The sequence below is a fragment of the Arthrobacter sp. P1_D4 genome, assembly GCF_056406115.1.
The window spans coordinates 84,015-109,636 of the sequence record NZ_JBFUAU010000002.1 but is presented as its reverse complement, the minus strand read 5'-3'; the positions used below and the strand labels follow the sequence as shown (position 1 = coordinate 109,636).

General features: G+C 66.5%; 22 protein-coding genes and 1 pseudogene. 16 read left to right on the top strand and 7 right to left on the bottom strand.

The window, feature by feature from the left end:
• Nucleotides 1-19: 19 nt before the first annotated feature.
• Both ppsA and AC1D0A_RS01410 read right to left on the bottom strand, forming a co-directional pair.
• On the bottom strand, nt 20-2,437 hold the full coding sequence (gene ppsA / locus AC1D0A_RS01415) for a phosphoenolpyruvate synthase (protein ID WP_476945031.1): 2,418 nt from the start codon (nt 2,435-2,437) through the stop codon (nt 20-22).
• Between the two features lie 151 nt (nt 2,438-2,588).
• Nucleotides 2,589-3,407 carry a pyruvate, water dikinase regulatory protein gene (locus tag AC1D0A_RS01410; RefSeq protein WP_243177904.1) on the bottom strand — a complete coding sequence of 273 codons (819 nt, stop codon included), beginning with the start codon at nt 3,405-3,407 and terminating at the stop codon, nt 2,589-2,591.
• Nucleotides 3,408-3,530: 123 nt separating this feature from the next.
• Between AC1D0A_RS01410 and AC1D0A_RS01405 the strand changes: the two genes are divergently transcribed.
• The 6 genes from AC1D0A_RS01405 (at nt 3,531) to AC1D0A_RS01380 (ending at nt 11,298) form a co-directional block, all read left to right on the top strand.
• The gene (locus AC1D0A_RS01405) at nt 3,531-3,869 is read left to right on the top strand and encodes a hypothetical protein (protein ID WP_243177905.1); all 339 of its coding nucleotides are present in this window, start codon (nt 3,531-3,533) and stop codon (nt 3,867-3,869) included.
• A 91-nt stretch (nt 3,870-3,960) separates the two neighbouring features.
• Nucleotides 3,961-5,259 carry an SWIM zinc finger family protein gene (locus AC1D0A_RS01400; RefSeq protein WP_243177906.1) on the top strand — a complete coding sequence of 433 codons (1,299 nt, stop codon included), beginning with the start codon at nt 3,961-3,963 and terminating at the stop codon, nt 5,257-5,259.
• A complete protein-coding gene (locus AC1D0A_RS01395; protein ID WP_476943943.1) occupies nt 5,256-6,707 on the top strand; it encodes a DUF5691 domain-containing protein in 1,452 nt (483 codons plus the stop codon). The genes AC1D0A_RS01400 and AC1D0A_RS01395 overlap by 4 nt, the downstream gene beginning before the upstream one ends.
• A complete protein-coding gene (locus tag AC1D0A_RS01390) occupies nt 6,704-7,810 on the top strand; it encodes an ATP-binding protein (protein ID WP_028276622.1) in 1,107 nt (368 codons plus the stop codon). The genes AC1D0A_RS01395 and AC1D0A_RS01390 overlap by 4 nt, the downstream gene beginning before the upstream one ends.
• Before the next feature lie 3 nt (nt 7,811-7,813).
• Nucleotides 7,814-10,111 (top strand): DUF5682 family protein, encoded by a 2,298-nt coding sequence (locus AC1D0A_RS01385; protein WP_476945030.1) that lies wholly within the window; start codon nt 7,814-7,816, stop codon nt 10,109-10,111.
• Nucleotides 10,108-11,298 (top strand): VWA domain-containing protein, encoded by a 1,191-nt coding sequence (locus AC1D0A_RS01380; RefSeq protein WP_476945029.1) that lies wholly within the window; start codon nt 10,108-10,110, stop codon nt 11,296-11,298. Before AC1D0A_RS01385 ends, AC1D0A_RS01380 begins: the two co-directional genes overlap by 4 nt.
• A 72-nt stretch (nt 11,299-11,370) precedes the next feature.
• Here the strand turns inward: AC1D0A_RS01380 and AC1D0A_RS01375 are convergent, their stop codons facing one another.
• Both AC1D0A_RS01375 and AC1D0A_RS01370 read right to left on the bottom strand, forming a co-directional pair.
• Nucleotides 11,371-11,694 carry a hypothetical protein gene (locus tag AC1D0A_RS01375; RefSeq protein ID WP_028276623.1) on the bottom strand — a complete coding sequence of 108 codons (324 nt, stop codon included), beginning with the start codon at nt 11,692-11,694 and terminating at the stop codon, nt 11,371-11,373.
• Between the two features lie 12 nt (nt 11,695-11,706).
• On the bottom strand, nt 11,707-13,170 hold the full coding sequence (locus AC1D0A_RS01370) for a protein adenylyltransferase SelO (protein ID WP_028276624.1): 1,464 nt from the start codon (nt 13,168-13,170) through the stop codon (nt 11,707-11,709).
• 104 nt (nt 13,171-13,274) lie between these two features.
• On the opposite strand from AC1D0A_RS01370, the gene AC1D0A_RS01365 reads away from it, so the two are divergent.
• A complete protein-coding gene (locus AC1D0A_RS01365) occupies nt 13,275-13,859 on the top strand; it encodes an HhH-GPD-type base excision DNA repair protein (RefSeq protein WP_476945028.1) in 585 nt (194 codons plus the stop codon).
• Between the two features lie 15 nt (nt 13,860-13,874).
• Here AC1D0A_RS01365 and AC1D0A_RS01360 read toward each other — a convergent pair whose 3' ends face one another.
• A complete protein-coding gene (locus tag AC1D0A_RS01360) occupies nt 13,875-14,918 on the bottom strand; it encodes a Gfo/Idh/MocA family protein (RefSeq protein ID WP_476945027.1) in 1,044 nt (347 codons plus the stop codon).
• A gap of 354 nt (nt 14,919-15,272) precedes the next feature.
• Here AC1D0A_RS01360 and AC1D0A_RS01355 point away from each other — a divergent pair, with 354 nt between their 5' ends.
• From AC1D0A_RS01355 to AC1D0A_RS01345, 3 genes are all read left to right on the top strand, one after another.
• Nucleotides 15,273-16,721, top strand: coding sequence for a sugar porter family MFS transporter (locus tag AC1D0A_RS01355; RefSeq protein ID WP_243177912.1), 1,449 nt, complete (start codon nt 15,273-15,275; stop codon nt 16,719-16,721).
• 164 nt (nt 16,722-16,885) lie between these two features.
• Nucleotides 16,886-17,908, top strand: a complete 1,023-nt coding sequence (locus tag AC1D0A_RS01350; RefSeq protein WP_243177913.1) for a LacI family DNA-binding transcriptional regulator — start codon at nt 16,886-16,888, stop codon at nt 17,906-17,908.
• A 122-nt stretch (nt 17,909-18,030) separates the two neighbouring features.
• Nucleotides 18,031-18,828, top strand: coding sequence for a hypothetical protein (locus tag AC1D0A_RS01345; protein WP_476945026.1), 798 nt, complete (start codon nt 18,031-18,033; stop codon nt 18,826-18,828).
• Between the two features lie 32 nt (nt 18,829-18,860).
• Here the strand turns inward: AC1D0A_RS01345 and AC1D0A_RS01340 are convergent, their stop codons facing one another.
• On the bottom strand, nt 18,861-19,010 hold the full coding sequence (locus tag AC1D0A_RS01340; protein ID WP_243177915.1) for a VOC family protein: 150 nt from the start codon (nt 19,008-19,010) through the stop codon (nt 18,861-18,863).
• A 48-nt stretch (nt 19,011-19,058) separates the two neighbouring features.
• Here AC1D0A_RS01340 and ligD point away from each other — a divergent pair, with 48 nt between their 5' ends.
• Nucleotides 19,059-20,303 carry a non-homologous end-joining DNA ligase gene (gene ligD / locus AC1D0A_RS01335; protein ID WP_476945025.1) on the top strand — a complete coding sequence of 415 codons (1,245 nt, stop codon included), beginning with the start codon at nt 19,059-19,061 and terminating at the stop codon, nt 20,301-20,303.
• 54 nt (nt 20,304-20,357) lie between these two features.
• Here the strand turns inward: ligD and AC1D0A_RS01330 are convergent, their stop codons facing one another.
• The gene (locus AC1D0A_RS01330) at nt 20,358-20,777 is read right to left on the bottom strand and encodes a nuclear transport factor 2 family protein (protein ID WP_243177917.1); all 420 of its coding nucleotides are present in this window, start codon (nt 20,775-20,777) and stop codon (nt 20,358-20,360) included.
• A 536-nt stretch (nt 20,778-21,313) separates the two neighbouring features.
• Between AC1D0A_RS01330 and AC1D0A_RS01325 the strand changes: the two genes are divergently transcribed.
• The 5 genes and pseudogenes from AC1D0A_RS01325 to AC1D0A_RS01305 all read left to right on the top strand — a co-directional run bounded on the left by AC1D0A_RS01325 (nt 21,314) and on the right by AC1D0A_RS01305 (nt 25,578).
• Complete coding sequence (locus AC1D0A_RS01325; RefSeq protein WP_243177918.1) at nt 21,314-22,126, top strand: MBL fold metallo-hydrolase; 813 nt, start codon at nt 21,314-21,316, stop codon at nt 22,124-22,126.
• A 149-nt stretch (nt 22,127-22,275) separates the two neighbouring features.
• Complete coding sequence (locus AC1D0A_RS01320; RefSeq protein WP_476945024.1) at nt 22,276-23,301, top strand: NADPH:quinone reductase; 1,026 nt, start codon at nt 22,276-22,278, stop codon at nt 23,299-23,301.
• 723 nt (nt 23,302-24,024) lie between these two features.
• Nucleotides 24,025-24,255, top strand: a complete 231-nt coding sequence (locus tag AC1D0A_RS01315) for a hypothetical protein (RefSeq protein WP_476945023.1) — start codon at nt 24,025-24,027, stop codon at nt 24,253-24,255.
• Nucleotides 24,256-24,347: 92 nt separating this feature from the next.
• Nucleotides 24,348-24,510: pseudogene (locus AC1D0A_RS01310) on the top strand (glutathione-dependent formaldehyde dehydrogenase); the annotation flags it as partial.
• Nucleotides 24,511-24,543: 33 nt separating this feature from the next.
• Nucleotides 24,544-25,578, top strand: coding sequence for an NAD-dependent epimerase/dehydratase family protein (locus tag AC1D0A_RS01305; protein WP_476945022.1), 1,035 nt, complete (start codon nt 24,544-24,546; stop codon nt 25,576-25,578).
• The last annotated feature ends 44 nt before the right edge of the window (nt 25,579-25,622 follow it).

Genomic DNA, 25,622 nt, shown 5'->3' with positions numbered 1-25,622 from the left:
TACTTGGGCGCCGCGGCCGTCAGTTCGCCCCGGCGCCGACGCCTGCCTCGACGGCCGGGCCGGCTGTGGAGCCGGCAAGGCGCAGCCAGGTGTCCACCACGGTGTCGGGGTTCAAGGAGACCGAATCGATGCCTTCCGCGACCAGCCACTCGGCGAAGTCCGCGTGGTCGCTCGGACCCTGGCCGCAGATGCCGACATATTTGCCGCGCGCCTTGCAGGCCGCGATGGCCATGCTCAGGAGCTTCTTGACGGCCGGATCGCGTTCATCGAAGCCGCCCGAGACAATCGCGGAGTCCCGGTCCAGGCCCAGGGCCAGCTGGGTCATATCGTTGGAGCCGATGGAGAACCCGTCGAAGTAGTCCAGGAACTCGTCGGCGAGCAGCGCGTTGGATGGGATCTCGCACATCATGATCACCTCGAGGCCGTTCTCGCCGCGGGTGAGGCCGTTCTCCCCCAGCAGTTCAATAACGCCGCGGGCCTCATCCAGGGTCCGCACGAACGGGATCATCAGCTTGACGTTGGTCAGGCCCATTTCGTTGCGGACAAAGGACAGGGCCTCACACTCGAGGTCGAAGCAGTCCCGGAAGGACGGCTCGAGGTAGCGTGAGGCGCCGCGGAAGCCGATCATCGGGTTCTCTTCGTGCGGCTCGTAGGCGGGTCCGCCGATCAGGTTGGCGTACTCGTTGGACTTGAAGTCGGACATGCGCACAATCACAGGTTCCGGCGCGAAGGCCGCCGCGATGGTGGACACGCCCTCGGCCAGACGCTTGATGTAGTAGTCGCGCGGGCTCTCGTACGCGGCGATGCGCTCACGGATTTCCGCGGCGACGTCCGCCGGCTGCTCGTCGAGGTTCAGCAGTGCCTTGGGGTGGATGCCGATCTGGCGGTTGATGATGAATTCGAGCCGGGCCAGGCCCACTCCGTGGTTGGGCAGTTGCGCGAACGTGAAAGCCTGCTCCGGGGTGCCGACGTTCATCATGACCTTGACGGGGGCCTCGGGCAGCTGGGTGATCTCGGTTTCCTCGACGCTGAAGTCCAGGAGTCCTTCGTAGATCACGCCGGTTTCACCGTCGGCGCAGGATACGGTCACGTCGAGTCCGTCGGAGAGCGCGTCGGTGGCGTCCCCGGTCCCGACGACGGCGGGAATCCCCAGTTCGCGGGCAATGATGGCCGCGTGGCATGTGCGCCCGCCGCGGTTGGTCACGATGGCGGAGGCACGCTTCATGATCGGTTCCCAGTCCGGGTCGGTCATGTCGGCGACGAGGACATCACCGGTTTTGAAGGCGGCCATCTGGTCGATCGCGGTGAGGATGCGGACGCTGCCGGCGCCGATGCGCTGGCCAATGGCGCGGCCCTCGACCAGCACCCGGCCGGTCCCGTTGAGCCGGAACCGGCTCAGGCTGCCGGAGGCCCGGCGGGACTGCACGGTCTCCGGGCGCGCCTGCAGGATGTACAGGCCGCCGTCGATCCCGTCCTTGCCCCATTCGATGTCCATGGGGCGGCCGTAGTGGTTCTCGATGGCGACGGCGTGCCGGGCGAGCTGCTCGACGTCGTCGTCAGTGAGGCTGAAGCGGTTCCGCAGGGACGCCTCAACCGGCACGAAGTCGATGGTGCGGCCGATTTCGCGGCTGCTCGTGTAGGTCATCTGCAGGGCCTTCTCGCCCAGTCCTCGCTTGAGGATGGCGGGCCGGCCGGCCTGCAGCGCGGGCTTGTACACGTAGAACTCGTCGGGGTTGACGGCGCCCTGGACGACGGCCTCGCCGAGGCCGTAGGAGGACGTGACGAACACGGCGTCCTGGAACCCGGACTCCGTGTCCATGGTGAACATGACGCCGGAGGCGCCGACGTCGGAGCGCACCATGCGCTGGATGCCGGCCGAGAGCGCCACCTCGGCGTGCTCGAACTTGTGGTGCACCCGGTAGGCGATCGCCCGATCGTTGTAGAGGGACGCGAACACGTCCTTGATGGCGAGCAGGATGTTCTCGATGCCGCGGACGTTCAGGAAGGTTTCCTGCTGCCCGGCGAAGGAGGCATCGGGGAGGTCTTCGGCCGTGGCGCTGGAACGGACGGCCCAGGACAGGTCCTCAGACCCGCCGTGCTTGTCCACCAGCTGCTGGTAGGAGTTCCGGATCTGCGCTTCGAAGTCAGGCAGGAAGGGCGTCTTGCGCATGAGGGCCCGGATCTCCTGCCCGGCGGCTGCCAGGGCGGTGACGTCATCGGTGTCCAGGCCGACCAGCCGGTCGGCGATCTTCTGGTCAAGGCCCGAATCCGCCAGGAAGTTGCGGTAGGCATCCGCGGTGGTGGCGAAGCCGTCGGGAACCTGGACGCCGGCGGAGGTCAGGTTCTGCACCATCTCACCGAGGGAGGCGTTCTTTCCGCCCACCCGGTCCAGGTCCTTGAGTCCGAGTTCTGAGAACCACAGGATGTCTGTCGTCATAGTTACTGCTCCTTTGCAGATGATGGCATGCAAGTGCGCCGCCCCGCTTGCGGCGATGGCCGGTTGATGGGCGCAAGTCCTGTCCACAGTGACAGGTCTCCAGCGCACTTTCCACATGACGTGCGCCACACTAAGTTTGTGAAACTTTTCCCTAATGCTTGAGGTTCATCCGCTGCAGGATGGTTGCCGCCATTTCCTCGACGGACACCGTGGCCGAATTCAGGTACGGAATCCTATGGGAGACGTACAGCTGCTCGGCGCTGCGCAGCTCGAAGCCGCACTGCCGCAGCGACGCGTAGGGTGAACCCCGGCGCCGTTCGGTGCGGATCTGGCTCAGGCGCAGGGGGTTGGAGGAGAGCCCGAAACACTTCTCAACGAAAGGCCTCAGCGGCTTGGGGAGCCCTTCGCGTTCAAAGTCTTCGTCCACCAGCGGGAAGTTGGCGGCGAAAATGCCGTGCTGTAGGGCCAGGTACATGGTGGTGGGCGTTTTTCCGCAGCGGGACGGCGCCACCAGGATGACTTGGGCCTTTTCGAGCGCCCGCAGGCTTTGGCCGTCGTCGTGTTCCATGGCGTATTCGACGGCGGCCATCCGGGATTGATACCGCTCCGCATTGCCCAGGCCATGGGCCCTGCCGGGTTCGCCGCTGGCCGGCGAACCGAGGGCCTGCTCCAGCTGTCCGACATGTGCCCCGATGAGATCCACGATGATTCCCTGGCACGTACCCAGGACCTGGCGGATATCGCTGCTTACCGCGGTGGAAAAGACGATCGGCTGCAGGCCCGCGGCGGCCAGTTTGTCGATCGTCCCGACCACCGTCCTGGCCTGTTCGACCGTGGTGATGAAGGGGACCGTTATGCGGTCAAAGTGGTTCGCGGGGAACTGCGTCAGCAAGGTGTTGCCGAGCGTTTCCGCGGTGATGCCGGTGCTGTCCGAAAGGAAGTAGACAGGCCGGAGATCGTCTTTGGTCATGAACGCATTCTCCCCCACGCCGGGACCGGTCCGGTATCGGGCAGCCGGCGGGTCCCTACCCCGTCTCCGGTCCCGGACGTAGACTGCTCGCTTACAACGCCACCAGCTATCCGGGAGATCGACATGAACTATGCAGGGACCGGGAACGAGAAGGCCGTCACGGCAAGTGACCTTAACCGGACACATGTCGGACTGACCGTGAGCTTCCAGCCGGACGAATTTACAGTGGTCTTCGGCCGGATTGGCGCCATTGCGCGCAAAGAGGGTGGTGTGACCATCGCGCTGGCGGGGGTGGACAGCGCGGGTGGCCTGGCCTCCCACTACAGCCTGCCTCCCGCCCAACAGGTCTACGTCCAGCCGGACATGCTCACCAATACGGAGACGACCATCAAGGATTTGTTCGGCAAGGTGCAGGAGAATCTGCGGAGCCACAAGGGAGATCAGCGGCCGGACACCGTGTAGGGCGTCACTGACCGTTTACCGGCGTGGTGCGCCGCCGCCACACCGTTCTGCCTCCCTTGCGGTATCTGTGACATCGGGCACAATGTGCTTCATGGGGCGTTGGAGCGAGGAGCGGGTGATCAGCGCCGCGCCCGACCCATCGTCGCTGACGGCCGCCCGCAAGCTGGCACATCCCGGCCCCTGGTCCGACACGGGGAGCAACGACGTCCTGGTCTGGGGCAAATGCCAAGGCAGCGGAAAGACTCCCTACCAAGTGAGCATTGATGTCGCCGCTCCTGCCTATCGATGCTCCTGCCCGAGCCGGAAGTTCCCTTGCAAGCATGCCCTGGCGCTGCTGCTTATGTGGACGCGGGGCGAGGCGGCCGACGCCGCCGCGGAGACAGCCGCCTTCGCGCAGGAGTGGGCCTCCCAGCGGGCAGAGCGGACCGCCGTGCGCGAGCGGCGCCAGTCCGAGCCGGTTGTGGATCCGGCGGCACAGGCCAAGCGACTGGCCGACCGGCTGGCATTGATGGATGCGGGGATTGACGACTTTGCCCGGTGGCTGACGGACCTGGTGCGGACCGGCCTGGCGTCGGCCCGCACCCAGCCGTATTCATGGTGGGACGGCGTGGCGGGGCGCCTTGTCGATGCCCAGCTTCCGGGTTTAGCCGCCCAGGTGCGGGCGATGGGATCAGATGTGCACGCACGGACCGACTGGGGCGTTCACCTGCTTCTGCGGGCCGGGCGCTGGTGGGCGCTGACCAAGGCGTGGCGCAAACGGGACACCCTGACTCCCGACGAGCTCGCCGATCTCCGGGTGGCCGTCGGCTGGGCGGTGCCCACCGCCGAAGTTGAGGGCACCGAAGCGCTGCACGGTCCGTGGCTGGTGCTTGGCACTCACCGCAGCGACGACGGCCGGCTCCAGCAACAGCGGACCTGGCTTCGCGCCCCCGACGGAACGATCATCGTGGTACTCGATTTTGCTGCCCACAGTGACGCTCTGGCGACGCCTCAGCTCGCGGGTGCGATGCTGGATGTCACCGTCGCGCGGTATCCCGGCTCCGGGCCCCGGCGGGCAATGTTCACCGGGCCCGTAGCCCCGCAAGGACTGGCGGCCAGCCTCGGCGAGGGTGGGAACATTGCGCAAGCGTTGGAAATTGAATCGGCGGCGGTGGCACTCTCCCCGTGGTGTGAGCGTCACCCGGTCCTGTTGAGCGGGGTGCGCATCTGCCCTGGCAATTACGGCTGGCTCCGGGACGGATCCGGCAACGCACTCCCCCTGGTCGACGCGCCCCTGGATTCCCTGTTGGCCCTGACCGGCGGCCACCCTGTGGACCTGTTCGGCGAACTGGAGGAGGGCCGCTTCCGGCCTCTGTCCGCAGTCGTCGGTGGAGCGGTGGTAACCCCATGACTTGGCTGGCCGAGCTTCAAACGGCGGCACTCGTTGGCACCGCGCGCCACCCGGCCCCGTTTCCGCCTGTGGAATTGGGTGTCCGCCCGCCGGATGGCGTCTCCGGCGAGGAGTCACTGCTGGACCAAGCAGCCATGGCCGATGCAGTCACCCGCGCTGCCCGGCCTTCCACTTCTATGGACGCTCCAGATGTCCCTCGTCCGGCCCCACCGGACGATGCGCCCGAGGCCCCGGGCGAGGCCTGCCGCCTGCTGGACCTGCTGCTCACCCAGCCGCCCGTCGGGCTGGAACTCCGAAGCCTGCTGGTGGTCGATTGGCTGCTGCTTGCCGAGGCTTCCGGACGGCGTGTTCCGCACCGGCTGCTGCCCAGCCTGCTGATGTTGGCAGAGGCAAAATCCAGCGTGGCGGAGCATTTACATCCTGCGATCGGAACCCGGGGCCGCTGGCTTCAGGACCTAACGGCCGGGGGCGCCGATCCGCGTCCGGCGATGACGACCGACTGGGCAGAGTTGAACAGTGCTGACGCCACGACGGAACTGGAACGGCGTCGCCGTAGTAATCCGGCCGCCGCCCGCGAGCTGCTGGTCACGCATTGGGATACGCTCGGTGCCCGGGAGCGCGCCGCCCATCTGGCCACCCTGGCCGCGAACCTGCGGGCAGATGACGAGGAGTTGCTGGAGCGGGCCCTTGACGACACCGCAAAGAGCGTGCGGGAGGTAGCCGCCGCCCTACTGGACCGGCTCCCTGAGAGCGCCCGCGCGGTCCGCATGGCTGCCAGGCTGCGGCCGCTGCTTCGCTTCAAAGGATTGTTGCGCAAGCAATTCGAGATCGACCTCCCGCCTGAGCCGGACGCGGCAGGACTGCGCGACGGGATCGCGCCGGCCCCACGCAGTGGTGAACCCGACCGGCTGGGCCGGCTCGACGCCATCATCAGGGGTGCCCCCCTCGATGTTTGGACGACGGCGGCCGGCCGTACGCCAGCGGCGAGCGTGGCGCTGCTGAAGGGCGAACCCCGCGCCCTCGAAACGATCGTCACCACCGCTGCGCTGCGGGCCGACCTTGACTGGGTGCGTGCGCTGCTCGACGTCCGCACGGACCTGCGGCTGCTGAATTGCCTGCCCGCCGCCGAGCGCGAGGACACGCTCGTCCGGCACCTGCGCGGCGGCACGGCAAACCCCTGGACACTCGTTCAACCGCTGCGCGACATGCCAAGACCATGGGGACGCCCCCTGGCTGAAGCCGTGCTTGAGCAGATCAACGCCAAGAACGGCGGCCAGCTGGCAACCATGCTCGCCGACACCCTGCCTGCGGCGCTGCCGCCCGAGGCCGCCGAACAAGCCCGGCGCCTGCTTGAGCATCCAGACGCAGACGCCGCCCGGCGCCGCGTGCTTCGTGATGCCGTTCAATACCAATCATTCCGACAATCCCTGACGGAGGCTTTTCAATGAACGACGCCCCGACCGCCCCCGATGTCCTCCGCGCCCATGCCGAAAACGCCTACGCTGAGGAGCTCAGCGCGTTGACGGCTGTTGACGACCGGCACCGGCCGCCCAGTTGGCAGCTGTCTCCGTGGGCGGTGACCACCTATATCCTCGGGGGCACCCTGCCGAACGGCGTACAGATCACACCAAAATACCTGGGTTCCGCGCGGCTGGTCGAAATCGCCGTCGCATCGCTTGCCACAGACCGCGCGCTGCTGTTGCTTGGCCTGCCGGGCACCGCGAAAACCTGGCTGGGAGAGCACCTGGCCGCGGCCATTTCGGGAGCCTCTACCCTCGTGGTGCAGGGCACCGCAGGCACGCCGGAAGAGGCACTGCGGTACGGCTGGAACTATGCCCGGCTGCTCTCGGACGGCCCGTCCCGGGCGGCCCTGGTCCCGGGACCGGTGATGCGCGCGATGGAGGCAGGGAGCCTGGTACGGGTGGAGGAACTGACCAGGATCCCGTCCGACGTGCAGGACTCGCTGATCACGATCCTCAGCGAGAAGACCCTGCCGATCCCCGAACTCAATGCAGAGGTCCAGGCCCGCAAGGGCTTCAACATCATCGCGACGGCCAACAACCGAGACAAGGGCGTCAACGATCTGTCGTCGGCATTGCGCCGCCGCTTCAACACCGTGGTGCTGCCGCTCCCGGACAGCATCGAGCAGGAGATCGAGATCGTCACCACCCGCGTCCGCAGCCTGGGCACTGCCCTGGAGCTTCCGGCTGATCTGGGAGCTCTCTCCGAAGTCCGGCGGGTGGTCACCGTCATGCGGGAACTGCGCGCCGGAGTAACGCAGGACCAGCGCACAACAATCAAATCGCCCTCAGCGACCCTGTCGACGGCAGAGGCCATCTCGGTGATGACGAACGGGCTCTCCCTCGCCGCCCACTTCGGTGACGGCACCGTCCGGGCCCCGGATGTGGCGGCCAGCCTGGTGGGCGCAGTGGTCAAAGACCCCGTCCAGGACCGTGTGATCTGGCAGGAGTACCTGGAAACCGTCGTCCGGAACAGGCCGGAGTGGAAGGACCTGTACCGGGCCTGCCGCGACCTCGAATCATCGAACTGACCGATGACAGACGTCTACGTCCTGGGGATCCGGCATCACGGCCCCGGTTCGGCGCATTCGGTCGCCGAGGCGCTGGCATCCCTCCGGCCGGATCTGGTGCTGGTTGAAGGTCCCCCGGAACTTGACCAGGTGATTCCGCTGCTGTCCGATCCGCAGATGACGCCGCCCATCGCCGGGCTGATCTACGCAGCCGATGAGCCTCGGCTCGCTTCCTTTTACCCGATGGCGAGCTTCTCGCCGGAGTGGGTGGCGTTTGGCTGGGCGCTTTCCACCGGCACCCAGGTGCGGGCGATCGACCTGCCCGCGGCGCACACCTTCGCCCTCCGCATGGCTCCCGCGCCGGACGGGCCAACAACAGCCATCGACGACGGCGATCCCCCCGTGGATGGCGCCGAACCTCCCGCCCCGATGCAGCAGCCGTACCGCCCCGATGCGATTGGGATGCTGGCCGGCGCCGCCGGCTACACCGATCCGGAGCGGTGGTGGGAGGACGCCATCGAGCAACCGAATACAGACCCCGTCGAGCGGTTCGCGGCGTTGACCGAGGCCATCGCGGAGATCCGGGCGGCCGACGACAGGCCCAGCAGCCATCCCGACGTTATGGAGAACAACCGTCGGGAAGCGGCGATGCGCCGCCTGCTGCGTGCCGCCATTCGCGAAGGGCATGGGCGGATCGCCGTGGTGTGTGGTGCGTACCATGCGCCTGCCCTCGTGCCCTCAGGCTTTCCCCCGGTCTCTGCCGACAACAAGGTGCTGGCCGGGCTGCCCAAGGCCAAGGTCGCGGTGACTTGGGTGCCATGGACCTCGGACCGGCTCAGCTTGCGCAGCGGCTATGGGGCCGGTGTCACTGCGCCCGGCTGGTACCAGCACCTCTTCACACACTGGATGGCGCAGGAGCCCGGCACGGACGTGTCCACTACCTGGCTCGTCCGGGTAGCCCATGCACTGCGCCGTGAACACCTCGACGCATCGACTGCCTCTGTAGTGGACGCCAGCCGAATGGCGAATGCCCTTGCCGCCGTCCGTGGACGGCCCAGCCCGGGACTGTCCGAACTGGACGACGCCGCGCAGGCAGTTTTGTGCGACGGTTCACCTCTGCCGCTGGCCCTGGTCCACCGTGAACTCACCGTTGGGCTCGAGCTGGGGAATGTACCGGAGTCTGCGCCCACAGTCCCCCTGGCCGCCGATCTGGCAGCCACTCAACGCAAGCTCCGGTGGAAACCGAGCGCCATGGAAGAGGTCCTTACCCTTGACCTGCGCAAGCCAAACCAGCTGGCCCGCTCGGTTCTGCTGCACCGGCTGGCGCTGCTTGGAGTGCATTGGGGCACACAGAGCGAATCCGGCCGGACGACGGGCACGTTCAAGGAGGTGTGGACACTGAACTGGGAGCCGGAGCTAACGGTGGCCGTGGTGGAAGCCAGCCGCTACGGCACTACGGTCGCCTCCGCTGCCGCGAACTGCGTGGCCGAACGCGCCCAGGACGCAGGCAGCCTGACGGCGCTCAGCGAACTGCTCGCAAGCTGCCTGCTCGCTGACCTGCCGGACGGCATCGGCGGCGTGGTGTCGGTCCTTGCCGAGCGCACCGCCTTGCAACAAGACGTCGCGCCGCTGCTGGAAACCATCGCCCCCCTTGCCCGGACCTGCCGGTACGGCAACGTGCGCGGCGTGAACGTCACGGGCGTACGGAAGATTCTTGACACGACGGTTGTGCGGGCGTGCGTGGGGCTGCCCACTGCCTGCGCCGGGCTGGACGACGAGGCCGCCGACACCATGCGACGCGCCGTCGATTCGGCCCAACAAGGCCTCATTTTGCTGCCCGACCTGCCACCGGACGACTGGCACCGGGCGCTTGCCGCCGTCGCAGGCTCGGACGGCATCCACGGCTCGGTGGCAGGTCGGGCCACGAGGCTCCTTCTGGACGCAGGCCTGGTCGACGGGAACGACGTCGCGGCGACGCTGAGCCGGCGGCTCTCGATCGCCACTCCCTCACGGCAAGCCGCCGCTTGGCTGGACGGCCTCATCTCCGGAGACGCAACACTGCTGATTCATGATCGGCGGCTCCTGCAGATCGTGGACGACTGGGTCGCCGGGGTGGACGACGCCATCTTCGACGACGTCCTGCCGCTCCTGCGCAGGACATTTTCAGCATTCAGCCGGCCGGAGCGGCGCGAGATCGGAGAGCAAGTCAGCCGCATTGGCGACAAAGTGGGCATCGTCAGCCAGACCGACCTGGACCTGACCGCCGCGGGCCCCGCGGTCCGGACGATGGCCAGGTACCTCGGATGGGAGGCGATCGCGTGACCGACGCAGATACCGACGACCGCGGCCGGTTGGGCCGCTGGCGCCTTGTGCTCGGCGGCCATGAGGCCGACGGCGTCACCACAGCGGAGGGACACAGCGTCGTCCTCTCCACCGCTGACGCCCGGCGCGACCGGGCCCTGGAGGACTTGTACGGAGCCGAAGAAAAGAAGGGCCGCGGGGGTCTGGGCGCGTCCAGCCCTCGCGTTGCCCGCTGGCTCGGCGACATCCGGGGCTATTTCCCGTCCACGGTGGTCCAGGTGATGCAGGCCGACGCCATGGACCGGCTCGGCCTTCGGCAATTGCTCCTCGAGCCGGAGATGCTGCGAACCGTGCAGCCCGACGTCGGGCTGGTGAGCACGCTCGTCGGCCTCGGCCGTGTCATCCCCGAGCAGTCACGCGAGACCGCCAGGACAGTCATCCGTCAGGTGACGAACGAGCTTGAGGACCGTCTGCGCTCCAAGACGATACAGGCGCTCTCCGGAGCATTGAACCGGGCGGCACGGACACGACGGACCCGGCATCGGGACATTGACTGGAACAGAACTATCGCCGCAAATCTTAGGCACTACCAGCCCGCATACCGGACGATCGTGCCCGAGCGTCTGGTCGGGCACACCCGGCGCAGCACCGAGGTCCAGCGTGAAATCATCCTGTGTATCGACCAGTCCGGGTCGATGGCCGAGTCCGTGGTCTACTCCAGCGTGTTCGGGGCGGTGCTCAGCTCGCTGCGGTCGGTGCGGACCCGCCTGGTGGTCTTCGACACGGAGGTTGTCGACCTGACGGACGAGTTGGACGATCCGGTTGATGTGCTCTTTGGTGTGCAACTCGGCGGCGGCACGGACATCAACCGGGCCCTGGCATACTGCCAGGACCAGATCACCCGGCCCACCGAGACGATTCTGGTGCTCATCAGCGACCTCTACGAAGGCGGCATTGCGGAAGAGATGCTGCAACGGGCGGCCACGATCGTCGGGTCGGGGACGACCATGATCGCGCTCCTGGCGTTAAGCGACAGCGGCCATCCGTCGTTCGACTCAGACCATGCCAGGGCACTTGCCGGAATTGGCGTCCCGGCCTTCGCCTGCACGCCCGACCTGTTCCCGGATCTGATGGCCGCGGCCATTGAACGCCGGGACGTGGGCGAATGGGCAGCCGCCCAGGACATCCCGACGAGCCACGAGGGTTAGAGGGTCGACGGCTTGCCCGGCACGGTACCCGGTCCGGGAAAGACCGGGAAACGGAAGTTTCCCCGAAGGTGGCTACGTGTTGAGGTCCCAGTGGACACGGATCGCCTCGGCAACCGGCCCAGCGGTGACATCAATCCGGAAAGCAACGGGCGCGGTCCCAGTCTCCTCGATGACGGCGTCATGGTAAACGCGGCCGCAAGAGGAGCACAGGGTGTAGAGATCCTCGTCCTCAGGCCAGGTAGCCAGCCCCGCGGGCACGGGAACGTTTCCGCCAATGTGTACGGGCATTCCCTCTGAGTTGGCCTGAATCAATCCCTCGCTGCTGACGGTATTGCCGCAAACGCAGGTGATGGTGGTGACGTCATGATCGATGACCTCGGCGAATTCGGTATCCATGATCAGCTCCCCTCAGGTTCCGCAGAAGGTTCGGTACGGGCCAAAGCTTTCCGGGGCGGCAGCGGCGTAGCGCTCGAGGCCGGACCGCTCGTCGAAAGGTGCGGCGACTGCGTCCAGCAGCCGTGCCAGCGGATCCAGGTTTCCGCCGGTAGCGGCCGCCAGGGCCTCCTCCACCAGGTGGTTCCGCGGGATGTAGACCGGGTTGACCCGGTCCATGGCGTCAGCATCCGGCGCCAAGGCACGCCAGCGCCCTACCCAGGCATCGAAGGCTGCGGTGTCCAGGACCTGGGCCCGCGCGGCTTCGGCACGGCCGCGGGCGGCTTTGCCGAGGTGCCGGAAAAACGAGGTGTAGTCGGCCCGTGACTCCTGCATTAAGGCCACAACTTCATCCACGAGAGCCGAGGCCACGTCGTCATCGAGCCCGTCACGGAACCCCAGCTTGGCCTTCATGCCTGCCGACCAGGCGTCACTGTACTGCCTGCGGAACTCGCCGAGGGCTCCCACCGCGAGCTCCACCGCCTGCTCCTCGTCATCATGGAGCAGGGGCAGAAGCGACTCAGCGAGCCGGGCAAGATTCCACTCCGCCACCACCGGCTGGTTGCGGTAGGCGTAGCGCCCGCTCTCGTCGATCGAACTATAGACGGCGGCCGGGTCGAAGCCTTCCATGAAGGCACACGGCCCGTAGTCGATCGTTTCGCCCGAAATCGTCATGTTGTCGGTGTTCATGACCCCGTGAACGAATCCGACGAGCATCCACTGGGCCACCAGCGAAGCCTGGGCGGATATGACCGCTTGGAAGAGTGCTAGATAGCGGTTCCCGGCCTCCGCGGCGGCGGGGTGGTGACGGGTCAGGGCGTAGTCGGCGAGGCGGCGAAGGAGGCCGATGTCGCCCGTGGACCGGGCGTACTGGAAGCTGCCCACGCGCAGGTGGCTGCTGGCTACCCGGGTCAGAATGGCGCCCGGCAGGAGCGTTTCGCGCTGCACCGAACGTCCCGTCGCGACGACGGCGAGGGAACGGGTCGTGGGGATGTGCAGCGCGTGCATCGACTCGCTCACGATGTATTCGCGCAGCATGGGACCGACCACCGCCTGGCCGTCCCCGTTGCGGGCAAACGGCGTGCGTCCTGATCCCTTGAGGTGGACGTCGCGGAGCTGCCCGTCCGCGTGCCCGATCTCGCCCAGCAGGAGCGCGCGCCCGTCGCCGAGGCGGGGGGCGTACCAGCCAAACTGGTGGCCGGCGTAGGCCTGCGCCACCGGACTGGCATCGGCAGGGACGGCGTTGCCGGTCAACAGGCGCAGACCCTCCGGACTCCGGAGGAAGGCCGGATCGAGGCCCAGCTCAGTGCCGAGGTGCTCGTTGAGCACCAAAAGGTGCGGCTCGGGCGCCTCCTCCGCGCGCCAGGGAATGGCCATCTCCTGGAACTCCCGGGCGAAGCGGCCATCAAATGTGACGGTTGAATGCGCTGTGCCACTCATCTTTCAAGGATACCGGCCACAGCGTCAGCAATGCCGCTGGTCGCGGCGGAGCAGATTCGGGCCGGTGCCATGACGTGGCGCGGAGCTGGTGGCAGGATGGGCGCATGGAACTGCACATCACGGGCGACCCCGCCGCCGACCAACTGCTCAGCAATGACGCGTTCGCACTCCTCGTTGGCATGCTGCTTGACCAGCAGGTGACCATGGAGTCTGCGTTTGCCGGACCCGAAAAGATCCGGACGCGCATCGGGTCCATGGCCCCTGCCGCAATCGCCGAATACGACCCGGCCGGCTTCGTTGAGATCTTCAAGGAGCGTCCATCCATCCACCGCTTCCCCAGCTCCATGGCCGGCCGCGTCCAGGACCTCGCCGCGACCGTCCAAGGCGATTGGAATGGGGACGCAACTGCCATCTGGAACCAGGACGGCCCGGACGGTGCGGAAGTGCTGCGCAGGTTGAAAGGCTTGCCCGGCTTCGGGGAGCAAAAGGCCAAGATCTTCCTTGCACTGCTCGGCAAGCAGTGCGGCCTGCAGGCGCCAGGCTGGCGTGAGGCCGCCGGCCCCTATGGCCAGGAGAGCGCATTTCTTTCCGTCGCCGACATCGTGGACCCCGAGTCGCTGAAAAGAGTGCGCGCCAGCAAGCAGGCTGCCAAGGCCGCCATCAAGGCCGCGAAGGCATCCGAGCACTGATAAGGAGGGCCTGGATCAGCGGCTTCCAATGGCTTCGCCGGGGAACACGATGCCGAGCTGGTTCCTGACGGCGTCGGCGACGGCCATGGTCCGGATGGATTCGGCGAGCGGCCGCTGCGGAACCTCCAGCCGCCCCGCCGCAATGGCGCGGGCGACGGCGGCAGCCTCGAAGTGCAGGCCCTCGAAGTGCGCTCCGGCCGGCTCCTCGTAGGCCAGCCGGGTACCGTCCGGGAAGTGGACGCTGAAGTTGCCTGGCATGTTGAAGGGCCCGTCAATTGACAGTGAAGCCTCGGTGCCCACAATGGTGGCGGACGTCGGCGTGAAGTTGTGCAATTGGGTGTTAATCATGGCCTGGCGTCCGCCGGCAAAGGACATGACGGCCGACAGCTGGGCATTGACTCCGGATTCGTGCGGTTCACCGAGTGCCAGGAGGCGGTCCGGTTCGCCCAGGACGGACGTGATGAGCGAGAGCGGATAGGTCCCCAGGTCCAGCAACGGGCCGCCCGCCAGAGCCGGGTCAAAGATCCGGTGGCTGGGGTCAAAGTGCTCACCGTATTCGGCGAAGACCGTAGTAAGTTCCCCGAGCATTCCGGAGTCGAGCACTTGTCGGATGACGTCGAACTTGGGCAGGAAAAATGTCCACATGGCTTCGGCGGCGAACAGGCCGGCGTCGGCGGCCCGGCTGGCGATGCCGGCCGCCTGCGCGCGGTTGATGCCTATCGGCTTTTCGACCAGAACGTGCTTGCCGGCGTCGAGCGCCATGAGGGCGGCCTCGTAGTGGAAGTTGTGCGGCGTGGCCACGTAGACGATGTCGACGTCGGCGGCGGCCAGCTCCTCATAGCTGCCGAAGGCAGCGGTGATGCCGTGCCGTCCAGCAAAGGCTTCGGAACGGTCCAGCGAGCGGGACGCGATTGCGGCGATAATCTGCGAGGTGTGCGCCTGGACGGATTCCGTAAAGCGCTCCGCAATCCAGCCGGGACCCATGATCCCCCAGCGGAGTGGTGGTGCGGTTCGGGAATCCGGGACCCGGGACACCGGGAGTGAGGAGTTCCCGGTCATGTGCCGGCTTCCATTGTGTTGACATCGATTCGCATAAGACTCATCGCCCTTCCCTAGATTTGTCCTGACATAGTAACAAATCGCTTCATAGGTAATAGCCTGAAGAAATGCCCGCTCCACCCCGGCGCCACGCACCAGGCTTCCGGCATCCTCCCTGCCGCCGCGCCCGCACGGACTTGCCCCAACCGGCTGCCTCCAGGACACCCGTCGACCGTTTGAGCGCATGTCAAGACAAACTCTTGACTGTCGCGTTAGAGCGCTCTAACGTAGAAAGCACGTGATCCAGCGCACTCCCGGAGAACGCTCCGAATTCAAAGTCCGCCCTTCAGGTCGGCCGAATCGAGGAAGTCAACAATGTCGTTGCACACAGCAAGCTCGCCCGCGTCGGGCTCGAAACATCGCGGATATCTCGCCCGTCTCACTGTCATCTCCACACTCGGCGGACTCCTGTTCGGCTACGACACCGGCGTGATCTCCGGTGCGCTGCTCTACATGCAGGACTCCCTGAACATGAGCCCCGTAGAAGAGGCCACCGTCGTCAGCGCACTGCTCTTCCCTGGTGCCGCGGTGGGCGCGCTGAGCGGCGGCAGGCTCGCCGATAAGCTCGGGCGGCGCGGCACGCTGCTCGTCTGTGCGCTGCTCTTCCTCCTCGGAGCGATAGGCTGCGCCATCGCGCCGACCGTCGGGTTCATGGTGGCGGCCCGCGTCATTCTCGGCCTTGGCGTCGGCGCCGCCGCCGTGACGTGCCCCCTCTACCTTGCAGAAATGGCGCCTGCACACCTGCGCGGACGCATGGTCACCATCAACGAACTGATGATCGTGACCGGCCAGATGCTCGCTTTTGCCATCAACGCACTCCTCGACGCCGTCATCCACGACTCCGAGGTCTGGCGCATCATGCTTGGCATTGCCTCCATCCCCGCCATCGCACTCCTGATCGGCATGCTCGCCCTGCCCGAATCGCCGCGCTGGTTCGCTATCCGCGACAGGCTCGACGACAGCCGCCGCATCCTCAACCTCAGCCGCAGCCCTGAGGAAGCCGATTTCGAGTACAAAGAAATCGTTGAGTCCGCGAATACCGCCCGGAACGAGCGCTCCAGCGCCTGGCGCGATCTGAAGAACAATCCCTGGATGCGCCGGCTCCTCTGGGTCGGCATTGGGCTCGCCGCAGCCCAGCAGGCAACGGGCATCAATACCGTGAACTACTACGCCCCCACCATCCTCGAGCGCAGCGGCCTCGGCGTGAGCGCATCGCTCGTGGCAACCATCGCCGTCGGTGTGACGTCGGTGCTGATGACCGTCCTGGGCATCTGGCTCCTGGGCTTCGTCGGGCGCCGCCGCATGCTGGTCATCGGCTTCTCCGGGGTCGTGGCTTCGCAGGCACTCCTCGCCGTCGTCTTCACGCTCCCCCAGTCGGACCTCGTCAGTTACACCATTCTGGCGGCGATGATGCTGTTCGTGGCCTTCGTGCAGTGCTTCATCGGCACGTGCGTGTGGCTACTGCTCTCCGAGATCTTCCCGCTGGCCATCCGCGGCTTCGCGATGGGCATTGCGGTGTTCGCACTCTGGACCGTGAACGCGGCGATCTCCTTCCTGTTCCCGATCCTGGTCGTCGCCCTGGGCTCAACCGGCACGTTCACCGTGTTCGTGCTGGTGAACATTGTTTCCCTGATCTTCGTGGCGAAATTCGTGCCGGAGACGAAGGGGCAATCCCTGGAAGAGCTGGAGGTGCACTTCCGCACCGGAGGCATTCCAATCATCGTGCCTCCCACGGTACCGGGCGAGAAGGCGGTATCTCTCTGAGAATCGATCGTCCGCAGCCATTGCCGCCGGGCCTCCCCCACGGGACAGACATGCGGCCGGCGTCACGCAGTGGAACCGGTGCGGTTGCCCATGGGGCGGCGGCCGGAACCGCTGTGTTTCCCGCGATACGCTTGCCGGCAGGAGGCCATTTGTCCAGGAGCGAAATGAACCAGCATGGAGCGGCCAAACGCGCCACCATTGAGGATGTGGCGCGCGAGGCCGGCGTTTCTCGCGCACTCGTTTCCCTGGTGCTGAGGGGTTCACCCAAGGTGAGTGAACAAAGAAGAGAAGCTGTTGCCACCGCCATAGCCGCACTCGACTACCGGCCCAGCAATGCGGCCCGCTCGCTCGCCAGCGGACGGACGCAAACAGTAGGAGTGCTGCTGGACGACCTCTCCAATCCCTGGTTCGTGGAGCTGCTCGACGGCATGCAGAACATCTTCCGGGAGCAGAACCTTCGGATGGTCCTCGGCGATCCCCGCTATCTGGCCCGCCCAGGGGAAAGCCCGGTGTCCGCCTTCTTGGAATTGCGCGTCGACGGCCTCGTCATCGCCGGAGACTTCTCCGCCGATGAAGACCTCACCCGCGCCACACTGCTCACGCCAGCCGTCGTCGCCGGCACCCGCGCCTTCGACCTCCCGGCAGCGGACCGCGTCAGCAACGACGACGCCGCCGGCGCCCGGATGGCCGTCGAACACCTGATTGGTCTCGGCCACAGCGACATTGCCTTCCTCACCGCTCCCACCGGGTCCGCTACCGTGCGGGCCGACGCTTACCGGGACACCATGACCCGCCACGGCTTGCAGAACTACATCCGAGTGATACCAACAGACTTGAGCGAACATTCCGGCTTTGAGGCAATGAGCCGCCTTATCGACGGCGGCCTGCCCCCCTCAGCGGTCTTTGCCGCCAACGACGTCCTCGCCGTCGGTGCGCTCTCGGCCGCGGACGAGCACGGCATCAGCGTGCCGGCACAACTCTCACTGGTCGGATACGACAACACCTATCTCGCCGGGATCCGCCACGTCTCCCTGACCACCGTCGACCCCGTCAGCCGGGACGTAGGCATCCGCGCTGCGGAGTTTCTCCTTGCCCGCATCGCCGACCCCTCCCTCCCGCCACGTACCGAAGTGCTGGCCCCGCGCCTCGTCGTTCGAAGCACCACCGCTCCCGCCGCCCACACCTGACACCCCCGGCCACCCAAGGCGGGCGGCCGGCGGCCGCTACCCTCTGTCGTGGTGCAGTGGCCCTGACTAGACTTGAATTGCGCCGGATTAGACGCATGGATTCGTCTCTGGAGGGCAGTATCATGACAGACCGCAGCGACTCCGAATTGCCCGCGGATCAGGCGCCCGCGGACGAGAAACCAGAAGACAAGGAGCTCCGGGGCCGGTACGTCGAAGGAGCGTACGGTAAGGCTGGCGTGCAGAGAGGCCGGCACGCCGAGGACGAGGAGGGCCAATACGTCCAAGGTGATTACGGTGCGGGCGGCAGGGAGGGCGGCCTGCCCGAACCCTTGGGAGACCGAGCCAAGGAATCCGGGCGCTACGTGGCAGCCGACTACGGTGGCGCTGGTACGGTTCCGGGACGCACGGCCGGGTCGGAAATCGGCCAGTACACCGAAGGTGACTACGGTGCGGACGGTACTGTAGATCCGCTGCGCAAGGCCGGAACAGGTACGCCTGGCGAAAAGCCGATGACCGAGGCGCACGGTGGCCACGACGCTGAACCGCAGGCCCGGAACGCCTCGTCGGGTGCCGCGGCCCAGAGCGATGACTCCCGCAGCGGTGCAGATGTGCGCGAAGCGGTCGACATCGCGGAGGCGGGCACCAAGGCGCAGGGGGATCACTCGCATCCGGAACGGGCCAAGACAGGCGAGGCGCCTGTGGAGCAGGTGTTCAACGACCCCGCCATGACCGAGGGGCAGCGGACCGTGACGGACTCCGCAGAGACATCCGGAACTGTACCGCCGGGACCCTCACCCGCCGAAGCCGGATCCGGTGGCGCCCAGTCCGCGGTTGGGGCCCGGGAGTCGGACCGACTCGCGGCGGGCGAGCCGCCGGCCGCGGGCAAGCCCTTCGACGCCGGCAGCGAGGAGGGCACTTAGAGCGCCTGCCCGGGTGGGCAAGCAAGGACGTATCACGAGGCGATTCCGGGCTGGTAGGTGCCGGCGCTCCATTCCTGTCCCTGGGGATCGAGCACCCGGCAGCGCCGGGCGCCCCATTGGGTGTCTTCGGGCTCGATCACTGAGGTTCCGCCCGCAGCGAGGGCGAATAACTTGGCGTCCATGCCGGAATGCTATTCCCAAGCGCAGCCGTCCGGAACTAGCGTGGCGGAATGAACTCGTCGAAGACCCCCGCCGAGATCCTCAACATTGCCGGCAACGAGGTTCGCATCTCGAGTCCGGACAAGGTGGTGTTCCCCGAACCCGGGCTGACCAAGCTCGACCTGGTCCGTTACTACCTCACCGTCGCCGACGGCGCACTGCGCGGCGCAGGCGGCCGGCCCATGGTGCTCAAGCGTTTCCCGAAGGGGATCGGCGCCGAGCCGTTCTTTCAAAAGCGCGTGCCTGAAAACCACCCCGACTTTATCGACACGGCAACGCTGCACTACGCGTCCGGAACATCAGCCGAAGAGGCCGTCATCAGGGATGCCGCGGGCTTGGCGTGGGTCGTGAATCTTGGATGCCTGGACCTCAACCCGCACCCCGTGCGTGCCGAGGACCTCGAGCACCCGGACGAGCTCCGGGTTGACCTCGACCCGATGCCGGGGGTCGACTGGGCGCAGATCGTCGACGTCGCCTATGTCGCGCGGGAGGTGCTCGACGACGTCGGACTGGTGGGGTGGCCGAAGACGAGCGGTTCGCGGGGACTCCATATCCTCGTGCGCATCGCGCCCCAGTGGTCGTACCGCGACGTGCGGCTCGCCGCCGAGACCCTCGCCCGCGAGGTCGAGAACCGCGCTCCGGGCCTCGCCACCGCGCGGTGGTGGAAGGAGGAGCGCGGCGAGAGTGTGTTCGTCGACTTCAACCAGAACGCCAAGGACCGCACCGTGGCATCGGCGTACTCGATCCGGCCCCTGCCCGATGCCCGGGTCTCGACTCCGCTCAATTGGGACGAGGTTACCTCCACCCGGCCGGAACAATTCACGGTGCCCACTGTGCTTGAGCGCTTCGCGGCGATGGGCGACCCCCACGCCGGGATCGACGACGCGGTAGGGACGCTCGACAGGCTCATCAGTCTGGCTGCCGGGCTCGGCCCCGCCGAAAAGCCGCCGCGCGGCAGCGACGGCCTGGGCCGCCGGCAATCGGTAATGCCGCTCATCGAGGTGGCACGGACCAAGACCAAGCCCGAGGCGCTCGCGGCGCTCGAGGAATGGAAGACCCGGCATGCGGACCTCTTGTCAGCCCTGCATCCCGCCGACGTACTCGTCGACGGAATGCGGGGATCGAGTTCGCTCTGGTACCGGGTCCGGGTGAACTTGCAGCACGTCCCGGAAAATGAGCGTCCGCCGCAGGAGGAGCTCATCGCCGACCACGACCCCTGGGCGGGCAAAGAGTGGCCGGGGCGCCCTGGATCCTGACCGCCGGCTCCTGAACACCGTCCTGACACCGGCTCCTGACACCAAGGACGGGGCTCAGGCGTCCTGAGGCTTGTCCGGCTGCGCCAGGGTGTCTGCGTGGCGATGGGCGACCTTCCATTCGCCACCCTCGCGCCGGTAGACCTGGGTCACGCGCAGTGTGTAGTCCCTCGGCTCTCCGTTTACCGAGGTGCTCGTATGCTCGTACCCAACGGTGTAGGCCATGTCCCCGATCACGTCGGCAGCAATCACCTCGTGCGTGTATGACGTGCAATACGAGAAGGATGCTTCCAGCTGATGGAAGATGCGCCCCACGTCCTCGGGACCGCTGCCGGACGTCCACGCGCCGAGCACGGTAACGGGCTCCCTTCGGGACCAGATGGCGAACCGCGGCCCGGCGTCGCCGTTATGCAGGGCGGTCTCGGCGTCCTTGAGACGCGACCCAACCCAGGCCATGAAGTCATCCCGCTCACTCACGTCGGACCTCCAAAGGGCTCACTGTCCGTCAACGGCAGGATACGTCCATCGCCGTCCAGGCCGTCCCGGCCCCGCCATCCTAAGCGTGCCTCGTGGTGGCTGCAAGGGTTGGCGTGACTTCTGCCCCGGGCCAACTGCGGGCCAGAGGCCTCGTCCCGATTCCAAGCTTTCCGCAAGGGGGTTCAGGCAAGATTCGGTCCGAGAGTATCCCAATTGATTGCGGGGTGGTTGTTATGGATGAGAAACCGAGAAGGAAACTCTCTGCCCTATTTTGGGTGGTTTCCGTTGCCGTTCTGGGAGCACTTGGGGCATTGGGCTGGTATGCGGTGAACGTCATAGCCGCCCTGTTGTCCCCGTCGGTGCGTTGAATACGCCTCGACGCTGCTGACACCCAATTCGACGCACACTCGGATTGCGGGATTCATTTTGCGGCTGCCATCGCGGGCGGTTGATAGCGGCATAGGCTTCCCGACGACGTCGGGCACGCTTACGGTGGGCAAGAGGAGCAGGACACAAGGCCTTAGAAGGGACCCACCATGCTGATCTGCGCAACTTGCGCCGTGGAACACGACGAACCTGCCCCGGGGGTTTGCCCGATCTGCGCCGATGAGCGGCAGTATGTGCCCGATGACGGACAAAAGTGGCTCACACTGGACGGGCTGGCGCAGGAGGGCCAGCAAACGGTGTTGAAGGAGAACGAGCCGGGCCTTGTCGGGATCCGGACGGAGCCAAGAGTCGGGATCGGCCAGACCGCCCAGCTTGTGGCGACACACGAGGGTTCGCTGTTGTGGGATCCGGTCGGATATGTCGACGACAGAGCTGTGAAGGCAGTGCTCGAGCGGGGCCCGGTCCTGGCGATCGCTGCCAGCCATCCGCACATGTTCGGCGTGCAGGTCGAATGGTCGCATCGGCTCGGCGGCGTCCCCGTACTCGTGGCCGACGCAGACCGGCTATGGCTGGGGCGCAATGATCCGATCATCGAATACTGGTCCGGCAGTCAAACCATCGCAGAAGGGTTGACCCTGCACCAGACCGGGGGCCATTTCCCGGGCAGCGCGGTGGTGCACTGGGCTGCAGGAGCCGGCGGCAAAGGAGTTCTGCTGACCGGTGACAGCGTGTATCCGAATCCAGACCGTCGCTCCATCGCCTTCATGCGCAGCTACCCGAACCACGTGCCGTTATCCGGCGCGGTGGCGGTGCGAATCGCCGCACAACTGGGAGAGCTCAAGTTCGACCGAATCTATGGCAACTTCAACAATGTAATCGCGTCCGGCGCCAAGGCCATTCTGCACGATTCCGCACAACGGCACGCTGCTTGGGCGCGCGGCGACTTCGACCATTTGACCTGATCAGTCCATTTCCCCTTTTGCGTTAGCGTGGGATCAAGCGCCGCAATAGACGTCAGAGGTATCCGAGCCATCATGGCGACAGGAGGACCCCGGGTTCTTACGGCGCACCCATCCCGTCCCCCTATGAAAGCCGAAGAAGCGGAGTAACAGTGAAGGCCATCGTGTACGAAAAGACAGGACCCTCGTCCGTGATGACCCTTCAGGACAGGCCACTGCCGGCACCCGGACCGGGCCAGGTCAGAGTCCGGGTGGTGGTCTCCGGCGTCAATCCCACCGACTGGAAGTCCAGGGCCGGCGGCGGGAGCGGAAGCAGGCTGGCGGCACCAAAAGTGCCCAACCAAGATGGTGCCGGCGTTATCGACGAGCTTGGATCCGGCGTGCCGGGGCTGTCCGTCGGCGATCGTGTTTGGCTCTGGGACGTCGCCTGGGGCGGCACCGAGGGCACAGCCCAGGAGTACGTGACGGTGCCGGCCGCGCAGGCGGTTGCCCTTCCAGACATGGAATCCTTCGACACGGGCGCATCCCTGGGGATCCCGGCACTGACGGCACATCGTGCACTGACCGCCAGCCAGGACGGGCCGGCCAGGCTTTCGCCGGGCGCCCTGGAAGGGCGGGTGGTGCTGGTCACCGGTGGCGCGGGTGCGGTGGGCCACGCGGCCATTCAGCTCGCCCGCTGGGCCGGGGCAACCGTCATCGCGACCGTGAGCGGGGAGCGGAAAGGTGAACTTGCCCGCCGGGCCGGCGCGCACAGTGTGATCAACTACCGCACTGCCGACGTCCCGCGGGCCGTGCATGAGGCAGCCCCTGGCGGCGTTGATACGATCGTCGACGTCAATGCTCCGGCGAACATCGGCAATGACCTCAAGGTGGTGAAGCCGGGGGGAACCATTTCCATTTATGCTGCCAACCCCGGCGAATCCTTGGCCATTCCCATTCGCGAGAGCATGGGCAAGAACGTCCGATTCCAGTTCATCCTCACGTACACCGTGACGGAGCAGCAGAAGGCGGCGGCCGTTGCCGCCGTCGCCGAGGCCCTGAAAGCGGGGGCATTGCGGGTCGGCGATGAACACGGACTGCCCCTCACCCGCTTTCGACTCGAGGAAACCGCGGCAGCGCACGACGCCGTAGAACAAGGCTTCGTCGGGAAGGTCCTGGTCGACGTGTCCGCGGCCTGATCCCCTCTGCTTGCGCCGGCCCAGCTGGGCCGCTCACCTACGCGGATCGCTGCTGGCTACCGCGGCGGGGTGTTCCCTCCGGCCCGTGGCGGCGCCGCACAGCTCTCCGTTCGCGAGGTGGAGACCTGCCTTGCGGCCATCGTTGCCAGCCCTGTCAGGAATTCCTCCACGTCAGGGCTGCGGGGACACCTCAGGTCCCGGCGCGGGACCCGCGACAGTACCTTGATCCTCCCTCGGGTCCCTTGCGATGTGACGGCCTCCACCGCTTCCGCCGACACTCATTGCGCCGGGTACGATCGGCTCTCCACCTGTGGCCGCCTCGCCGCCCCGGGGCGTCGGTGCCGGGGCATGGTCCGGATCGACCACCGGAGAGAACGCCTCACCATCGATGCCAGCGCCGTCGGCTTCAGTAGATTCGCGTTTCGTCGGTGCGGGCGCATCATTTTCAGGAACCTCACTCATGACCCCACGCTAGGCCTTCCCACCCAGCGTGTCGAGGCTCGGCTCCGCCGCCGAAGAACACAGCTTGCGGCATTCACTCCAGCACCCGGCTGCCCCTTTCTTGGACCGAAGTCGGCGCTCCCTTTTCGCCTTGCGAACTACTAAGCATGCTGATTAAATACTTGTGACGATCGGGTTCGACGTCGACGGAAAGGGCCACCAATTCGGGTTCTGCCCAACACGGGGCACGCACTCGCGTCCAAACGGGAGGTTTAGGAGTAGATGACCAAAACGGAAGACGCCGCAGGCACAGTTAAGTGCAGGCTCCGCGATGTCCTTCAGGGGCACGTCCTATGCCTGGCCGGCGCCAACTTCGCAGTCGTAGCCAAGCGCCGCCAGGACCGGCTTGTCCACCTCGACCTGGAGACAGACGACAAGGCATCGGCAGCGTTGATAGGTATGCCCGGCGCACGGGTCCGACTCCTCGAGGGTACGTCGGCGACGCCTCAATAAGGAGGAGAAAAATGGCCCCCGATGGTCCCGGCCCCTAGGACGACTGGGTGGGTGGTATCCACGAGTTCCCTCAGCAGGTGGAGCGGCCCAGCAATGTGCGCAGGTGGACCGACGATCTGCTCCCCCCGGTGGAAGCCGACCGTGATCCGCTGGGAGTCACTGGAAGAGGCGGCAGAACTCTATGAGAAGTTCCAGAAGAAACAAGATGGCTGCAACACGGTTGTACTCAGGCCCTGCTCTCCAGAGCAAGGGTGAGTTATCCCCCTCAAATCACACTGAGGAGAACGCATGCGCATTGTCATAACCGGAGCCACGGGACACGTCGGTACGGCACTCTTGCAGCGCCTCCAGGAAGCCCGCGCCGAGGAGGACGCCAGTCTTGAGCTCGTTGGTGTTGCCCGCCGTGAACCCGAGAAGGACGCGGCCCCGTACCGCGATGTGAAATGGCATTCGATTGATCTCGGGACCCCCAGTGCCCAGTCCGCCTTGGAGACGGCCCTTGCCGGGGCCGACGCCCTGGTCCACTTGGCGTGGCTGATCCAGCCCAATCATGATCGGGAGCTCCTTCGCCGGACCAACGTGGCGGGGACTGCCCAGGTCCTTGCGGCAGCCCGTACCGCCGGAACCGGGCAGGTCGTGTGCGCATCGTCAGTGGGCGCCTACTCCCCCGCTCCCAAATCCCCGAGGACCAAGGAGAGCTGGCCGGCCGGCGGCATCCAGGGCTCCCATTACAGCGAGGACAAGGCTGCGCAAGAGAAGCTCTTGGACGGCTTCGCAAAGGAGAACCCCGACGTCGTCGTGGCACGGCTCCGACCCGCGCTGACGTTCAGCGCAGAGGCCGGGAGCGAGGTGGGCCGCTATTTTCTTGGCAGTGTCCTGGCACGGCTCGTTCCCCGTAGGCCGCGGCTGCCCGTGGTGCCCATTCCGCAGGAGCTGGTTTTCCAGGCGGTGCACGCCGCCGACGTCGCGGACGCCTACTGGCGCGTGCTGCAGAGGCGGGCTCGCGGTGCCTTCAACATCGCGGCCGAACCCGTCCTGGATCCCAATGCGCTGGGGTGGGTTTTCAATGCTCGCCGGGTGATGCCGTTACCGCTTCCGGTACTGCGCGCCGTCGTCGAGGTTAGTTGGCGCTTGCGGCTGCAAGCGACCGACGGCGGGTGGATTGACATGGCGTCCGGCGCACCCGTCATGGATACCGCGCGGGCGCACGACCTCCTGGGATGGACCCCACGACGGTCCTCGCTCGAGTCATTGACCGAAATGCTGGACGGCCTGGGGTCCGGCAAAGGCCGGGAGACTTCGCCCCCGCTCGCGCCGCGGTAACGGTCCACGCAGCCCGACGCCCCCGGACCCGCCGGCTAAAACTG